Here is a 15,405-nt window from a genome sequence, read left to right as displayed (position 1 = left end):
TACGCCAATACCGAAATTCGACGATTGTTCGCATCGCATACCATTTTGCAAATCTTCCGAAGTTACCAAGCAAAAAAAGGTACGCGAAGCGTACCCTACGACAGGTTACTTTCGTTTATCCATAAAAACACGCAGCCCGTATGCAGCGGAGCAAAATACGGGAATGGCATGCCCTCGAACTTCCTGAATTGCGCTACGCTCCATCCGGGCTACGCTGCCCCTTTCCCCTTTCACCTTTCACCTTTCCCCTTTCACCTTTCACCTTTCACCTTTCACCTTTCACCTTTCACCTTTCACCTTTCACCTTTCACCTTTCATCTTTCCCCTTTTTAATCTTCTTAACGCGATCAACCGCAATCCGTCCCGCATTAGCCAATTGCTTGCGCAACATACCCCATTTCTCCTTATCCTTAGCCGCTATCAGACATCGTAAATACTGAGCCCGAAGGCTTTCCGGCAACTTATCGGCAATGCCCGTCCATACCGCTTCGATGTTGTAAACGGAACGCTCCTTTAAACAAACCGGAAGACAATCCTCGAGTGGAATCGTTAATGTCTCGCTAATATATCCCAATGCCTCGCGAATCGATTGCTCCTTGGCATTTTGCGGATGACTTACGTCATAAGGCGGTTGCCATTCGCGTAGCGGACGCAGCTGATCGATGTGCGAAACGATCAACAATATTGGCGGCTGCCTTCGCTCTAAGCGTTCGTCGAACCAAGTTCGCATCGCACTCAAAAACTCGGCGTCGGCTCCGTGCCCTGCCTGAGTTGCCGAACATACCAATACAATCAAATCGAATTCGCCGAATGCCTGCTCGGGATTTTCCTCGAACCAGCGCTCTTGGTCCCCATAGCCCGGGCTGTCGACGATGATGACATCGCCGGTCCCTTCATGCTGCAAGCGGTAAACAGCCAACGCGCCGGTCAACGGCAAAACATCGGTCGGAGCCCGTAACTCTCCGAATAAGGCGTTGATTAAACTGGATTTGCCGGTTTTGAGCTGGCCGGCAACCAAAATTCGTAACGGCCGTTTCGTCATTTCCATCGACTCAAGCGTGGGTTCCGATTCGGCAAAATCTATCTGCGGCGGAATCGCTTGCCCGCTGTACATCGCGATCGCGTAATAACCGATTTTTTTAATCAATGTTTGCAGCAACCAGCGCTCGATCATGCCTTTCGGATAGGCCGAAGCCTTACCGGCAAAAAATTGACCCAATTCGCGCGGAATTGAAGCAATCGGACTCAATAACAATTTGCCGACGCGATAGGCTATGTGTCCGCTTGCCAAACGATCCTTCCAGCGCCAAAGGTCCAGGCCGTTACCGACCGTCAATAAATGACTGAATGGTACTTTTTCGTCGAGCATTTGCCGCATGTCCCTGCACACCTGCTCGGCAATGTAGAGAATGTTTCGCAATGGCACATCGAGTTCAGCCCGTTCGTGTTTCGGCGAATAATGACGCGCCACCTCGACCGTGACGCGTTTGGCCAGTTCCAGTATGCGCAAACTGTTGGTCAACGGATACTCTTTCGGGTCGATTTGTTCGGCCATTTTATCGAGCTTGTCCCAAATCTCGGTCGCGGCCGGCGACCAAGCATCATCGGGTTTTACGACCGGCAATGCCAACAGACCCTGACGTTTGCGCAAACCTCGAATCATCAACCACGCCAACGCATACACAACACAAAACCCGGCAACCGCTTCAGTCAAATAAACGCTTTGCCAAAGCCAATAAATACCTACGGCAACGAGCGCCAACCATGGCAGAACCAGCAGAAAAGCTGATATTGACAGCAACGCTTTACGCATAATCAACCTTCCCGCTTCATGGTTTCGCGCAACATTTCACGGCCGCGCGCGAATTCAGTCTTGAATACTTCGCGTAAGGCTTCCGGGGTCAGCGCTTTGCCCCGTTTAGTTTGCGTGAAATAAAAACACAACGTCTGACCGAGGGCATAGGTTACCGCTGCGGTATAAAGACCCGAAACGCCTAGCGCGACGGTTTGCCCATAAAACGGAATCAATTTCAAAAGCTCGCGTCCGCCCATGCCGGCCATGACGCCTATACCGATCGCACTACCGATTTCGCTGAGACTTTGTTTGCTCAGCTCCAGCCCATAAACATTGGCGATACTATGAAACAATTTCGCCTGAATCGCGATCACGGTCGCAATACTCGCGGCCGGTACCGGAATGGCGGCCGCGATACCGGCCGATAACGAGTAACTGATAATATGCGGGTGCGCCGCACGCCTGTATACATCGCCGATCATGCCGATTTGTTGATGCTGTTCGAGCATGTCGCGCAAACCGAGCGGTAATGCTTCTTCTAACGCTTGCCATAAAGCTTCTGCACCGTAATCGACAGGCTCGAAACCGTCTTCCGGCAAGGTAAAATCTATCGGAACGAACACGGCATCGATACCGGCAAACGTGTCGCGTTGCTTTAATAACGAAGTGCGCAAATCGGGCGGTATCGATCCGGCAATTTTGCCGTCGCTAAACGGGTAAGGGTGAATATGCGGCATTGCGGGATTCGGATAACCTTCATGCAATGCGCTTTGCACCACAATGATAGGCCAGCGTGGGTGAGTCTGATGGATTTGCCTAACTGCCTTGACGACGCCTTGCTGTTGATGATCCATCGCCTTGATCACGACGATCAGCAAATGCGCCTGGCTTTCGCACCAGTGCATATCCTCGCTAGGGTCGTAACCGGCCTCCGACAAGCCGCGCGTGTCGAGGAACCTTACAAACGCAGTTTCCGGGTCGGGAAAATCGAAAAGCATCGCGGTGCGCGTACAGGGCCGAAAGCCGTTACCGATTTCGGCGGAAGTCGAGCCGGTCAGCACTCGAATCATCGAGCTTTTGCCGCTTTGCGTCTTGCCTAGCAACCAAAATACCGGCGGCGGCAAACGCAGCCGAATCTCTTGAAGTTTTTCTTGCAGCAAGGCATCGGGAATCTGCGGATCGAAGATTTGTTCGATCCAGTTTTTCCAATTGGCAAAAGGATTAGACAATCCAGGCATCACAACCTCGACATCAGTGGCGGTCTACCTAGATTAGTGGATTTTTTAGATAATTGGCAAACCCAAATTAACCGTAAAAAAGCTAGGTTAACTATCGGCTTGGTCATTGGGCAAATCCGCTTCCGGCTCGACCGGACGAATTTGAACTAATGAACCATCATCGGTCGAAAAATACAACAACTCGTCAGGCCCCTGTTTGACCGCGCGAATCCTTTTATTCAGCGCGTTCAATAACCGCTCTTCTTTAACGACCTTATTATTGTCGATAACCAAACGATTTAGATGAGTCAGCACCAATGATCCTGAAAACAAGCTCCCTTGCCAATGAGGAATTCTTTTACCGTAATAAAATGTAAGACCGCTCGGTGCGATCGATGGAAGCCAATAATGAATCGGTGCTTGCATGCCTTTTTTTTCAACACCCTCGCCGATACTAGGCCCCCAATATTCGCGCCCATGGGTTACGACCGGCCAACCGTAATTCCGGCCTTTTTTGATGAGATTGATTTCATCGCCGCCGCGTGGGCCATGTTCTTGCGCCCAGATCTCTCCGGTCCGTGGATGTATCGTCAAACCTTGGACATTACGATGACCGTAACTCCAGATTTCAGGTTTGGCGCCCGACTCTGAAAGAAAAGGATTATCGACCGGGACGCTACCGTCCGGTTTCAGACGTAATATTTTTCCGTAATGAGATCCCATGTTTTGGGCCTGATCCCGTTCGCCGCGATCGCCGACACTCAAATATAAATTGCCGGCTCGACTCATCACGACACGGGAGCCGAAGTGGTGATCGTTATTGTTTGGAGGCTCAGCGCTAAACAGAACGGTCAAATTTTCCAAGGTGTCGAAATCGAGTTCCGCGCGGGCCAATCGAGTGGTCATACCATCGCCGACACTGGCCGAATAAGTTAAATAAACAAGCCTGTTCTCGGAAAACCGGGGATGCAAATAGACGTCCAACAAGCCGCCTTGGTTGCGCGCGACAACGCTAGGCACCCCGCTCACATCGGCGACATTCAATGTTCTAGGATCGAATATCTTCAATCGCCCTTTCCTTTCGGTAAATATGATTTTACCGTCGGGCAAAAAATCGAAGCCCCAGATTGCATCCTTGCCTTGGTAAATCGCAACGGCCTCCAATTCGACATCGTCGGACTGAAACAAATAAGGTTCCTTAGCAATAGTATCCGAAATGGGTTTACAGGATGCCAGTAAATAACTTAATGCGATTATCCAAAGTTTCATCGAAGATACCTAATTATACCCATCGTAGATCAAAATTCGGCACCGGGGTGCACGTCAAAGGACGCCGTGAATACGTCCCTGTAGGCTCTATGCCAGCTCCATGCTGGCAAAGCCTTTGCCGAGCACCCCGGCGCCTCCTCAGGCACTGCCGAAATTTGAATTGCGAAAGGTATAGAGCCCAAAGCTCAACCGTTACGATTAAGCGTCAATTTCGCAACTCGGCTTCGCGGTCATTTTATGTTTCGAGCTAACCAATACGGAATTCTTTAGAAAATTGCGCCCTACCAATACGGGATAAGTCATTCTGCTGCGGTCGGCCAGCGTAAACAGATTTTTTTCATAATGCTCACCGACGCACAAGCCGATTTCGACGACATAGCGCTCTTGTCTGCCGCTAGCCTGTTTGATCCCGATCGTTTCGACCAATGGCAGCGTCATCGGATATTGATTACCGTTACGATCATCGAATATAAAACTCACCATTGTTTGCTCGTCCGATTCAATCAATTCGATCTCTTGAGCGTTCAAGGAACTTCTCGACGCACCGGTATCGAGGCGCGCCTTGATTTCAATGTCGCCTGGTATCAACGCGACTTCCTCAATATGACCGTAAACGGAATAGTTATTCATATTTGCGGCTAGGACCGATGCTTCTTGTTCGGCAACAGCCGTAGTCATGTACATCATAAAAGCAAGGGCGAAAGGGTAAATACGCATAACGATTAAATTCTCCTCAAATGAAAATAAAGTTTCATTTATTTTAAAAACTCATACTTCGATCGATAACCAAAAAGACATAATGAGTCCTTCGAAGTACATTAACTGCCCTATCAAACTAACAAATTTTGTAAGGCATTGCAAAAAAGCAACAATTATAATTAAAACCAAAACCACGAGTTAGGTAATTGTTCAGCCCCATAAACACCAACCTAAGGAAGGAACGCGTCATTCCGCCAGGGATTGGCGGAATCCAGGGCCACGGATGGCAATGCGTAGCACCACATCCATGCAACATGGATATCAACAACCTATATCGATATGACGAATAAAGCCATAAACGCACTATAGAATAGGCACTACTCCCTTTTAGATTAAAAAACCGTCTGAGAATAAAAGGCTTAGGATGTGTCTATCGAGGACCGCCGTGAACCCATCCATAGGGGCTTAACGGCAGCTAAGCGCCAAGGATGGCGTAAATGCAGATTTTGCAGGAGCAAAATCTGCCCCTGCAGCCGACATCCTCGCTAGCCACACCCCATACCTTCATAAAGTTAGCTAATTTTTGAGTATAAAGGGAGTAAGTTGTCGCTTATGTTGTTCAGCGCTTTGCATTAAAACAAGTTGGAACTTTGCCTCCTCCCTTTTAAAAAGAAGGGGGCTGAATATTTACCGAGATAGTGATGCTTATTTGTCCTTAAGAAAATCCTCGATACACAATAGCTCGATACCCTTGCGCACAGCTTCCTGTCTATCCTGTGCCGTGTTATAACCCCAGTCGGCCAATTGCAACTTTAGCGACTGAAGCTTTGGACTAGTCATCACAGACAACAACGCCGGCAAACGATCCTCGACAAAATAAATTTGCTCATTCGGATGGCCTTCCAAAATCTCAATTAACGTATCGGCCTTACTTCTATTTCTTTCGAGGCCGAATATGTTGCCGCCGGATAGCTCAATCTCATTAGCGTTCAAGATTTGGCTGACGAAGCGTTCCTGTTTCGTCGTCACCACATACCAAGTAGCCCATTCATTCAATTGCTTAAGCTTATCGGCAACGTTTGGAAATAACGGATTCACGCTAATCCAGTTCGACAAGTCGGCCGCAATCCAATTATCGCGCGTGTCACCGAATAGTTTCTTCAGAAATTCGACATCGACACCCGCTTCATCGAGCAGATTTTGTTTATACCGTTCGAATCCGCTTAAAACGGCATTATCCTCTTCTTCCCGATCGATCAAACGCATCGCTAAAATCGCTTCGTAGCCGGTTTCAATCGCGGGCCGAACCCGTCGGAAACGATCGATCAATTGCTTCGAAAGCCGGTCCTCGGTCATATCCGGCCAAAGCTGTCCGGCGGCCTTCCAACCGGTTATCGCCGTTTCGAGGGCGCTATCGCAAATAACGCCGTCGAAGTCCAAGGCATATATCATCGATTTTTTCATGACGCGTGATTAATCCTTCGTAAAAAACAAAACCACAGGGAGTCTATCAAGACTCCGCTGTGGCATTATGAGTTATGAGCGGCAGCTTGCCGAAAAGCAATTATACCTTTCGCACTTCAAATTTCGGCGATGCTTAAAGAGGCGCCGGGGTGACCGGCAAAGGCTTTGCCTACATGGACGGGACGTATTCACGGCGTCCTTTGACGGTCACCCCGGCGCCGAATTTTGATCTACGATGGTTATATCGAAGCCGCAACGGCCCGACTTCGAAAAATGCCGACTGACATCTAACAGGGACGGCTTCGATAATCGCGACGAAGGCGTCGCTCCCACAAGCGCTCCCTCTCCGCTTTCCGTTTACCGCTTACTATTCACCGTTTACTGTTCACCAGCTTTATGCCAATTTGGCCAAAACCGAGGCAACCGTCTCGCCCATCGCCGAAGGCGTCGGCGCGACTGTAACGCCCAAATCCTTTAACATCGCGACTTTTTCGGCCGCGCTTTCGCCTGCCGCCGAAATGATCGCACCCGCATGACCCATTCTACGCCCTTCAGGAGCGGTTAGGCCTGCGATATAGGAAACCAACGGCTTGGTCATGTGTTCCTTTGCGAACATGCCGGCTTCGACTTCTTGCGGCCCGCCGATTTCACCGATCATTAAGACGACTTTAGTTTCCGGGTCTCGCTCGAAATGTTCGAGAATATCGCGATGCGAACTACCGTTGATCGGATCTCCGCCGATGCCGACGGAGGTCGACACCCCGATGCCGAGCCTTTTTAATTGGTCGGCCGCCTCATAGCCCAATGTACCAGAACGTCCTACGATCCCGACATTACCCTGCATGTAAATATGCCCCGGCATAATGCCCAGCATCGAACGTCCGGGACTGATCGTACCTGCGCAGTTAGGACCGGTCAGAATCATGCGCTCGTCTTCAGAAAAACGACGCAGAAAGTTTTTGACCTTCATCATATCTTGAGTCGGTATACCGTCGGTAATTGCGACACAATATTTGATACCCGCATCGGCCGCTTCCATAATCGAATCGGCAGCGAAAGCCGGCGGTACGAAGACGATGCTGGCTTCGGCACCGACTTGATCGACTGCCTGCTTAACCGTATTGAACACCGGCAGGCCAAGATGCGATTGACCGCCTTTGCCCGGAGTAATGCCGCCGACGACTTTAGAGCCGTAGTTAATCATGTCCTGAGCATGAAACGAGCCGATCTTACCGGTAAAACCTTGAACGATAATGCGTGTATTTTCGTTGATTAAAATTGCCATGTGCTTCTCTCAGCCCTCTCTCGCCACTACTTCATTACGTGCTTGCACGGCTTTCTCGGCCGCTTCCGCCAAGGTTTCGGCGGTAATGATCGGCAAGCCGCTCTCGGCGATGATCCGGCGTCCTTCTTCTACATTGGTGCCGGACAAACGCACGATCAAAGGAATCTTCATATCGATTTTCTTGACCGCATGCACGACACCTTCAGCGATCCAATCGCAGCGATTGATACCGGCAAAAATATTGACTAGCATCGCCTTCACATTCTTATCGGCCAACACCAAACGGAAGGCTTTCTCGGTCCGCTCCGGCGAAGCTCCGCCCCCGACATCGAGAAAATTCGCAGGCTCGCCGCCGGCTAATTTGATCATGTCCATCGTCGCCATCGCGAGACCGGCGCCGTTGATCATGCAGCCGATATCGCCATCCAGCCCGACATAGCTCAGGCCGCGATCGGCAGCCGCCATTTCGCGCGGATCTTCTTGGGTTTTATCTCGCAATTCGGCGATTCGGTGACGGCGAAACAAGGCGTTGTCGTCAAAACCCATTTTACAGTCCAAGGCCAGCAAATCTTCTTTGCCGGTCACAACTAACGGATTGATTTCGAGCATGTTCGCGTCATTATCACGTAGCGCCCGGTAGCAGCCGTTAATCGTTTTAACGGCGGTATTGATCATCGACACCGGCAAGCCCAATGCAAAAGCCATTGCTCGCGCTTGAAAATCCTGCAAGCCGACCGAAGGTTCGATGTAGATTTTGGTAATTGCTTCGGGATTAGTCTGCGCTAACTCCTCGATATCCATACCGCCTTGAGCCGAGCCGACCATCACGATACGCTCCGAGCTGCGGTCGACGAGTAGACAAAAGTACAACTCCTTCGCGATGTCGGTGCCGGCTTCGACATAGAGCCTTCCGCAGACTTTTCCGGCAGGGCCGGTTTGGTGGGTCACGAGCCGTTTGCCCAACAACTCCTCGGCGGCTTTCGCGACATCGTCATACGACCGGCACAGTTTAATTCCGCCGGCTTTACCGCGCGCGCCGGAATGAATCTGCGCCTTAACCGCCCAAATACTGCCGCCGATTTCCCGCGCACGCTGCACGGCATCTTCCGGGCTGTAAGCCAGGCCGCCATCGGCGATCTTGACGCCGTATTCCGTTAAAATTTCTTTTGCCTGATACTCATGGATATCCACAGCACAACCTCTTTCTATTTAAAAAAGTAAAGAAAGGCCCGCGCCGAAAATCGGCGCGGGCCTACTCCAATCGATTATTGGCCTTTTGCGGCAATTGCTTCGGCGGCCTTGACGACATTATTGGCCATCTTTTCGGACGCGGCATCGATCAGGCGCCCGTCCAGCGCGGCGGCGCCCTTGCCTTGCGCGGCGGCTTCTTTCAAGGCGGCCAAAATACGCTTGGCCTTTTCGATTTCAGCCGGCGGCGGCGTAAAAATTTCGTTAGCCAATTCGATTTGAGACGGATGAATCGCCCACTTGCCTTCGCATCCCAATGCGGCAGCGCGCCTTGCCGCGGCTTTATAACCATCCTTATCATTGATATCGCCGAACGGCCCGTCGATCGGACGGAGACCAAAGGCGCGACACGCGACCGTCATACGGCTGATTGCGGCATGCCACTGATCGCCCGGATAATCGGGATTCAAACCGCCGATATTGGTCGTTCTTGCCCGGTTGCTGGCCGCATAATCGGCAACACCGAAATGCAACGCTTCCAAACGGCCCGATGCGCCGTTACGGGCGATGTCTTCGACGTTAGCCATACCTAAAGCGGTTTCGATCAGCGCTTCGATGCCGATGCGGTTATTCAAGCCTTGTTGCATTTCGAGTTGATTAACCATCGCCTCGACCATGTAGACATCGGCATAAACGCCAACTTTAGGGATCAGAATCGTGTCGAGTTTATGACCGGCTTGCTCAACTAGATCGACGACATCGCGGACCATGTATTGCGTATCCAAGCCGTTGATGCGCACCGAAATTGTGATGCCGTGTCCTTTCCAATCCAAATCGTTAATCGCTTGAATGACATTTTTGCGGGCTTGCAGTTTATCGTCAGGCGCCACGGCGTCCTCAAGATCCAAAAATATGAAATCCGCACCGCTCTTCAACGCTTTCTCGAACATACCGGGATTCGACCCAGGAACAGCAAGCTCGCAGCGCTGAACGCGTTGCACGGACGCTTCATACAAGGTGTGGCTCATTGTGTCTTCCTATTTCAATATGTGAATTTTTTGCCGGGCAAAGTCACCCTCGATTCGGTTAAATTTGCCCCGAACCGGGCGCAAAATAAATCGGACATTGTACTTTTGGCAACGATATTGTCAATTTTAACTTTCTCAACTCGCCCGTGCGGCCCGCTGCATCCAACAACCTGTGCTTGCCGATTAACTGCAAATATGGCAATATTGGCGGCTTTAACATTCGTTTTTCGGGCAACGAATCGGTATCGAAATACTCATCCATCGTTCTTTAGGATTTGGTCGTAAATAACTTCCTTATTTTTTAGGGAGGGTTCGGTAGCTCGATTGGCAGGTGTCGGCGACAGGGAAAGCCGCCGTCAAGCCTACAAGGACTTATTCACGGCGTCCTGCCAAGCGAGCTAACGAACCCTCAACAAAGCTCATAGTTCCAGTACGTTATTTATTACGAAATCCTTAGCTAATGCAATTGCCGTAGCGAAAATGGGCAAATTTGCATTGCTCGAATGCAATGCCGGCAGTTCCCGGAACAACTCCACCCGAAACGAATCAACTCGCTTTCTACACCGTTCAATTTTTTTCACCATTCATTCTTAAATGAGGCAATAAACAATGGCAGGCCGTAATCATTTGTATGTTCCAGGTCCAACAAACATTCCCGACGAAGTTCTCAGCGCGATGCATGTCCCCAGCGAAGACCATCGTTCGCCGATCTTCCCAGAGCTGTTCAAACCCTTGCTCGAAGACCTAAAAAAAGTCTTCAAAACCGAAACCGGTCATAGCTTCATTTTTCCGGCAACCGGAACCGCCGGATGGGAAATCGCTCTGACCAACACCTTGAGCCCTGGCGATAAAGTCCTGATTTACCGCTTCGGTCAATTCAGCCATCTCTGGGCTGCAATGGCTAAACGCCTGGGCTTTGAAGTCATTGTCATCGAAAGACCTTGGGGCGAAGGCATTCCGCTTGACGATCTCGAAGCGCGCCTAAAAGAAGACGGCCAACATGAAATCAAAGCCATTCTAGCCACGCACAACGAAACCGCGACCGGCGTCACCAGCGACATTGGCGGCGTTCGCAAAGCCATGGATGCCGCAGGACACCCTGCCTTATTGTTCGTCGACGGCGTCAGCTCGATCGCCAGTATCGATTTCCGCATGGACGAATGGGGCGTCGACGGCGCGATCAGCGGCTCGCAAAAAGGCTTCATGCTGCCCGCCGGCGCTGCCCTAGTCGCATTCAGCCAAAAAGCGATAGCCGCTTGCGATACCGCACAAAGCAGACGCGCCTTTCTCGACCTGAAAGACCAACTAGCCAGCAATAAAGACGGCTACACGCCATACACGCCATCGATACCGATGCTGTACGGCCTACGCAAAGCGCTGGATTTACTGCTTGCCGAAGGCTTGGAAAACGTATACGCACGCCATTACCGACTGGCCGAAGGCACGCGTAAAGCGATTGCCGCATGGGGCCTGGAACTGTGTGCGAAGCCCGGTTTCGAGTCGAATACCGTTTCGGCGGTCGTCGTTCCGGCCGGCAAAGACGCTCGCGATGTGATCGCCACAGCTTATAGTAAATACAATATTTCTCTGGGTGCAGGCTTGAACGAAGTGGCCGGCAAAGTGTTCCGCATCGGTCATGTCGGCGACATGAACGACGTCTCGATGCTAGGCGCCATCGCCGGCGTCGAAATGGCCCTACTCGATAACGGCTTCGATATCAAAGCCGGTAGCGGCGTTGCGGCAGCGATCGAATATTATCGCACTACCGCATAGTTAGAATACGCTAATCCGGCTAAACCAAAAGGCATTCCGATTAACTTCGGGATGCCCTTTTGCGTTAATAACGCATCAAAAACCTAATCAACGTCGTTCATACCGGTAAATCGTCGATCTTCACAGACGGTGCGGAATGGACCTTCGAGTTAGCGCCCCACTTAAAACTGCGCACGTTCATAAAAAATATGTATTGCGCGCCCTGATGTTCTATATTTGAATACTTCAACATCCAGAGCACAAGTCCGCATGAATTCAGCAATTCCCAGTTTGAGCAGTTTCGCCGATTTTAGGGTGCGGGGTATGCCGTCGAGGAACGCCGTAAACCCATCCATGGGGGCTTGGCGGCAGCTAAGCGCCAAGGATGGCGTGTATTAGGGCAATGCAGGAGCAATTGCCGAGGAGCAAAAACCTGTCCCGCTGCCGACATCCTCGCCAAACACACCCCACACCCTTTTTGATCTCCAAATTGGGAATTGCCGGCATGAATTCGACGATTGCACTTTTGAGCCGAATCCAAGAGACAAAAAATAATAGTTAGCATTTTTTTAACAAGCTCTCATAAGCCTTATGCAATTTGTGCTACGGTCATATCCATACTAAGCAGGCAATTTTCATTTCTATGGCTAAACCCATGCCGAAATATTCAAAAATCCATTATGGGTTTACCCTTATCGAGTTAATGATGACGATTGCCATCGGCGCAATCGTTTTGACCCTGGCCGTGCCGAGTTTTAACACTGTCATCCGGAATGATCGATTAACGACCCGGACCAATGAACTGGTTGCCTCGCTCAATTTTGCTCGTAGCGAAGCCATAAAACGCGGGATCAGAGTTACCGCATGCAAAAGCCAAAACCCCAACGCTACGCCGCCTTCATGCACGACAAGCAATTCCGTTAACTGGTCGATTGGCTGGATAATCTTTACAGATCCGAATAATAACGCCACCTTCGATAGCAATACTGAAACCTTATTGAGAATTCAGGAAAACCCGCTCACCAATATTACGATGACGGGCTCCCTAAATATTGCGAACTACATTTCTTTCGTTGCTTCCGGACAAAGTAGATTAACTAACGGTAACCACCAATCGGGCAATATTAAAGTGTGCGACGACCGCACAGGCAACATCGGCGTCAATATAGCGCTTAATAATGCGGGAAGACTATTAACGCAACAAGAGATCGCCTGCCCATGAACGTCCTGAAATTGATTACCGCCAATCCGAAATCAAACAATGTCTCGGGCTTCACCTTGATTGAAGTCCTGGTTTCAATGATCGTTTTAGCGATCGGCTTGTTAGGGCTTGCCGGCATGCAAGCCGCCAGTCTCAAAAACAATCAAAGCGCCTTTTTCCGCAGTCAAGCCACCCAGCTTGCATACGACATGGCCGACCGAATGCGCGTTAACGGCACGGGCTTGTCGAACGGCAACTATAACAACCAAGGGGCGCCCAACAACCCGGCCGATTGCGAACTCAATTCATGCACCCCCGCGCAAATGGCCGGTTACGATTTGGCGCGATGGAATACGGCGATAGCAGGGCAGCTACCGGGCGGCAGCGGCTGGGTCTGCATCGACAGTACTTCCGATGACGGAACGCCGGCGTCTCCGGCTTGCGACGGCAATGGCGAAGCCTATGCCGTCAAAATATGGTGGACCGATCGCCGCGAAGCGGAGCAGGAAGCCGACCGAATCGTTCGTTTTGTCATGACATTCAGGCCTTGATTTATGTTACTTAGGAATAGACACAAAATAACTTCTACTAATAGTAGGCTTTGTGGTGGTTCGGCAGCAATTCCCAATTTGGAGATCAAAAGGGTGTGGGGTATGCTTGGCGAGGATGTCGGCAGCGGGACAGATTTTGCAGTAGCAAAAATCTGCCCTGCCGCCGACACCTGTCAATCGAACCACCACCCCCTTCCAACAGTTGTCTAAGTTATTTCATGCTCGTTCATTAGGGGCGCTACGATGACCGACCGAGACCGATCGCCCAAGCATCCGACGTCGAAAATGCTGTCAACACAGCGAAAGCAACCCGCACCACTCATTTACCGCCAATCAGGCATGACCCTAGTCGAAATCATGATTTCGCTATTGATCGGCGCGTTTTTGCTAGGCGGCGTCTTGCAAATATTTACCAACACCAAACAAACCTATCGCATGCAGGAAGGCCTGTCGAGGATGCAGGAAAACGCGCGTTTTGCGCTTGACACGCTCAATCACGATTTACGTATGGCGGGATATCAAGGCTGTACAGTCGTTTCTCCGAACGTAATTATCGACCCTAAAAGCCCGAATCCGAACCCCGCCCCTGCCAGCTTAGCCTTGGGAACCATGATAACGATCAGCGGCAACGACAACATTGCCAACAATTGGAATTCGAGCGCCTGCGGCAATGCCAACGCCTGCATCGCAGGGTCCGACGCCATAACGATTACTTTCGGCGGTACCTGCGGGGGCGCATTGCCGGAAAAAGCTTCCACGGCCCAAATTCATATCAATGCCGGCAATACTTGCGATTTTAATCAGTATGATATCGTCATGGTTTCCGACTGTTCCGCCGCGGATATCTTTATCGCGACCAGCGCCTCTTCCTCGGCAGGAAAGCAAAACTTGGCGCATGCCAACAATCAAAATACCGACAATAAACTAAGCAAGATTTACGACGAAGGCGCCGAAGTCTTTCGATTCAACTCTTATACCTACTTTCTTCGAAGCGGCGCAGGGGGACAGCCCGCGCTATGGCGTTTGGACAACAGCCGAGCCGTACAAACCGGAGTCAATCCCATTGAAATGATCGACGGCATCGAAAACATGCAAATACTCTACGGCGAGGATACGACTCAAGACAGAGTCGCGAACCGCTATGTGACAGCCAATAATGTCGGCAATTGGGCGAATGTCGTAAGCGCACGAGCTAGCCTGCTGGCCCGGAGCCTTAACGACAACATAACTTCGCGGCCACAGACCTACACCTTCAACGGCGCCACCGTCACGCCGGCAGACCGGCGAGTGCGGCAGGTTTTCACGACCACTATCGCAGTCCGCAATCGCTTACCTTGACGAGTATCTAACTTATGAAACACCCCCATTCGTTAGCACGGCAAACCGGCTCGGTACTAATCACTAGCCTTATAATGCTATTGCTACTAACACTAGCCGCCACCACTTCGATGCAAGTCACCAGCCTCGAGGAACGCATGGCCGGCAACATGCGCAACCGCAATCTTGCATTTCAGGCCGCCGAATCCGCACTGAGGGCCGGCGAAAACCTCTTGACGCAGGCAGCGCTACCCGACTTCACCAGCACCGGCGATAACGGCCTGTATGCGCAAGACGGCGCTCCTCCCGGCGCGTATGACGATTGGACTAACAATACGACGGAATTTTCAGGCACGATCGGTCAAGTGGCCGCCGCGCCCCGTTATGTGATACAGCGCATGGCGGAAGTCGAAAGCGGCACAAGCCTGGATGCCGGGGAATACGGGCAAAGCGAAATGTACCGCATCACTGCGCGCGGCGTCGGCGGAACGGAAACGGCGGTCGTCGTTTTACAATCGACTTACAAACGTTGAAAGTTTGGTTAGCGGTTAACGGTAAGCCGTTAGCAGAAAGCCGGTATAGGGGAACGTGGATTTGCATGCTATAGGCCATGGGGCTATTGATATTCTGTAAGGTACG

At 51.0% G+C, this 15,405-nt stretch carries 13 protein-coding genes; 5 read left to right on the top strand and 8 right to left on the bottom strand.

The window, feature by feature from the left end:
* Positions 1–307: 307 nt before the first annotated feature.
* The 8 genes from EQU24_RS23215 to EQU24_RS04630 form a co-directional block, all read right to left on the bottom strand.
* Complete coding sequence (locus tag EQU24_RS23215; RefSeq protein ID WP_017840613.1) at positions 308–1,813, bottom strand: GTPase family protein; 1,506 nt, start codon at positions 1,811–1,813, stop codon at positions 308–310.
* A gap of 2 nt (positions 1,814–1,815) precedes the next feature.
* On the bottom strand, positions 1,816–3,033 hold the full coding sequence (locus tag EQU24_RS04660; RefSeq protein ID WP_017840614.1) for a YcjF family protein: 1,218 nt from the start codon (positions 3,031–3,033) through the stop codon (positions 1,816–1,818).
* Between the two features lie 87 nt (positions 3,034–3,120).
* A complete protein-coding gene (locus EQU24_RS04655; protein ID WP_017840615.1) occupies positions 3,121–4,281 on the bottom strand; it encodes a PQQ-dependent sugar dehydrogenase in 1,161 nt (386 codons plus the stop codon).
* Positions 4,282–4,479: 198 nt separating this feature from the next.
* Positions 4,480–4,998, bottom strand: a complete 519-nt coding sequence (locus EQU24_RS04650; RefSeq protein WP_017840616.1) for an ATP-dependent zinc protease family protein — start codon at positions 4,996–4,998, stop codon at positions 4,480–4,482.
* A 687-nt stretch (positions 4,999–5,685) separates the two neighbouring features.
* Positions 5,686–6,444, bottom strand: coding sequence for an HAD family hydrolase (locus EQU24_RS04645; protein ID WP_017840617.1), 759 nt, complete (start codon positions 6,442–6,444; stop codon positions 5,686–5,688).
* 394 nt (positions 6,445–6,838) lie between these two features.
* Positions 6,839–7,729, bottom strand: coding sequence for a succinate--CoA ligase subunit alpha (gene sucD, locus EQU24_RS04640; RefSeq protein WP_017840619.1), 891 nt, complete (start codon positions 7,727–7,729; stop codon positions 6,839–6,841).
* Positions 7,730–7,738: 9 nt separating this feature from the next.
* Positions 7,739–8,920, bottom strand: a complete 1,182-nt coding sequence (locus EQU24_RS04635; protein ID WP_017840620.1) for a malate--CoA ligase subunit beta — start codon at positions 8,918–8,920, stop codon at positions 7,739–7,741.
* 74 nt (positions 8,921–8,994) lie between these two features.
* Entirely contained in the window at positions 8,995–9,945 is a 951-nt protein-coding gene (locus EQU24_RS04630) for an HpcH/HpaI aldolase/citrate lyase family protein (RefSeq protein WP_017840621.1), read from the bottom strand.
* Positions 9,946–10,554: 609 nt separating this feature from the next.
* Between EQU24_RS04630 and EQU24_RS04625 the strand changes: the two genes are divergently transcribed.
* From EQU24_RS04625 to EQU24_RS04595, 5 genes are all read left to right on the top strand, one after another.
* Positions 10,555–11,718 carry an aminotransferase class V-fold PLP-dependent enzyme gene (locus EQU24_RS04625; protein WP_017840623.1) on the top strand — a complete coding sequence of 388 codons (1,164 nt, stop codon included), beginning with the start codon at positions 10,555–10,557 and terminating at the stop codon, positions 11,716–11,718.
* A gap of 622 nt (positions 11,719–12,340) precedes the next feature.
* Complete coding sequence (locus tag EQU24_RS04615; RefSeq protein WP_017840625.1) at positions 12,341–12,919, top strand: GspH/FimT family pseudopilin; 579 nt, start codon at positions 12,341–12,343, stop codon at positions 12,917–12,919.
* Positions 12,916–13,449, top strand: coding sequence for a type IV pilus modification protein PilV (gene pilV / locus EQU24_RS04610; protein ID WP_017840626.1), 534 nt, complete (start codon positions 12,916–12,918; stop codon positions 13,447–13,449). The genes EQU24_RS04615 and pilV overlap by 4 nt, the downstream gene beginning before the upstream one ends.
* A gap of 243 nt (positions 13,450–13,692) precedes the next feature.
* Positions 13,693–14,787: a PilW family protein gene (locus tag EQU24_RS04600; protein WP_017840627.1), complete on the top strand. Its 1,095-nt coding sequence runs from the start codon at positions 13,693–13,695 to the stop codon at positions 14,785–14,787.
* Positions 14,788–14,801: 14 nt separating this feature from the next.
* Positions 14,802–15,299, top strand: a complete 498-nt coding sequence (locus EQU24_RS04595) for a pilus assembly PilX family protein (RefSeq protein ID WP_026130155.1) — start codon at positions 14,802–14,804, stop codon at positions 15,297–15,299.
* Positions 15,300–15,405 lie beyond the last annotated feature (106 nt).

It is taken from the genome of Methylotuvimicrobium buryatense (genome assembly GCF_005931095.1).
Classification (GTDB): domain Bacteria; phylum Pseudomonadota; class Gammaproteobacteria; order Methylococcales; family Methylomonadaceae; genus Methylotuvimicrobium; species Methylotuvimicrobium buryatense.
The sequence above is the reverse complement of the archived record's forward strand: the minus strand, read 5'-3'. Positions and strand labels throughout refer to the sequence as shown.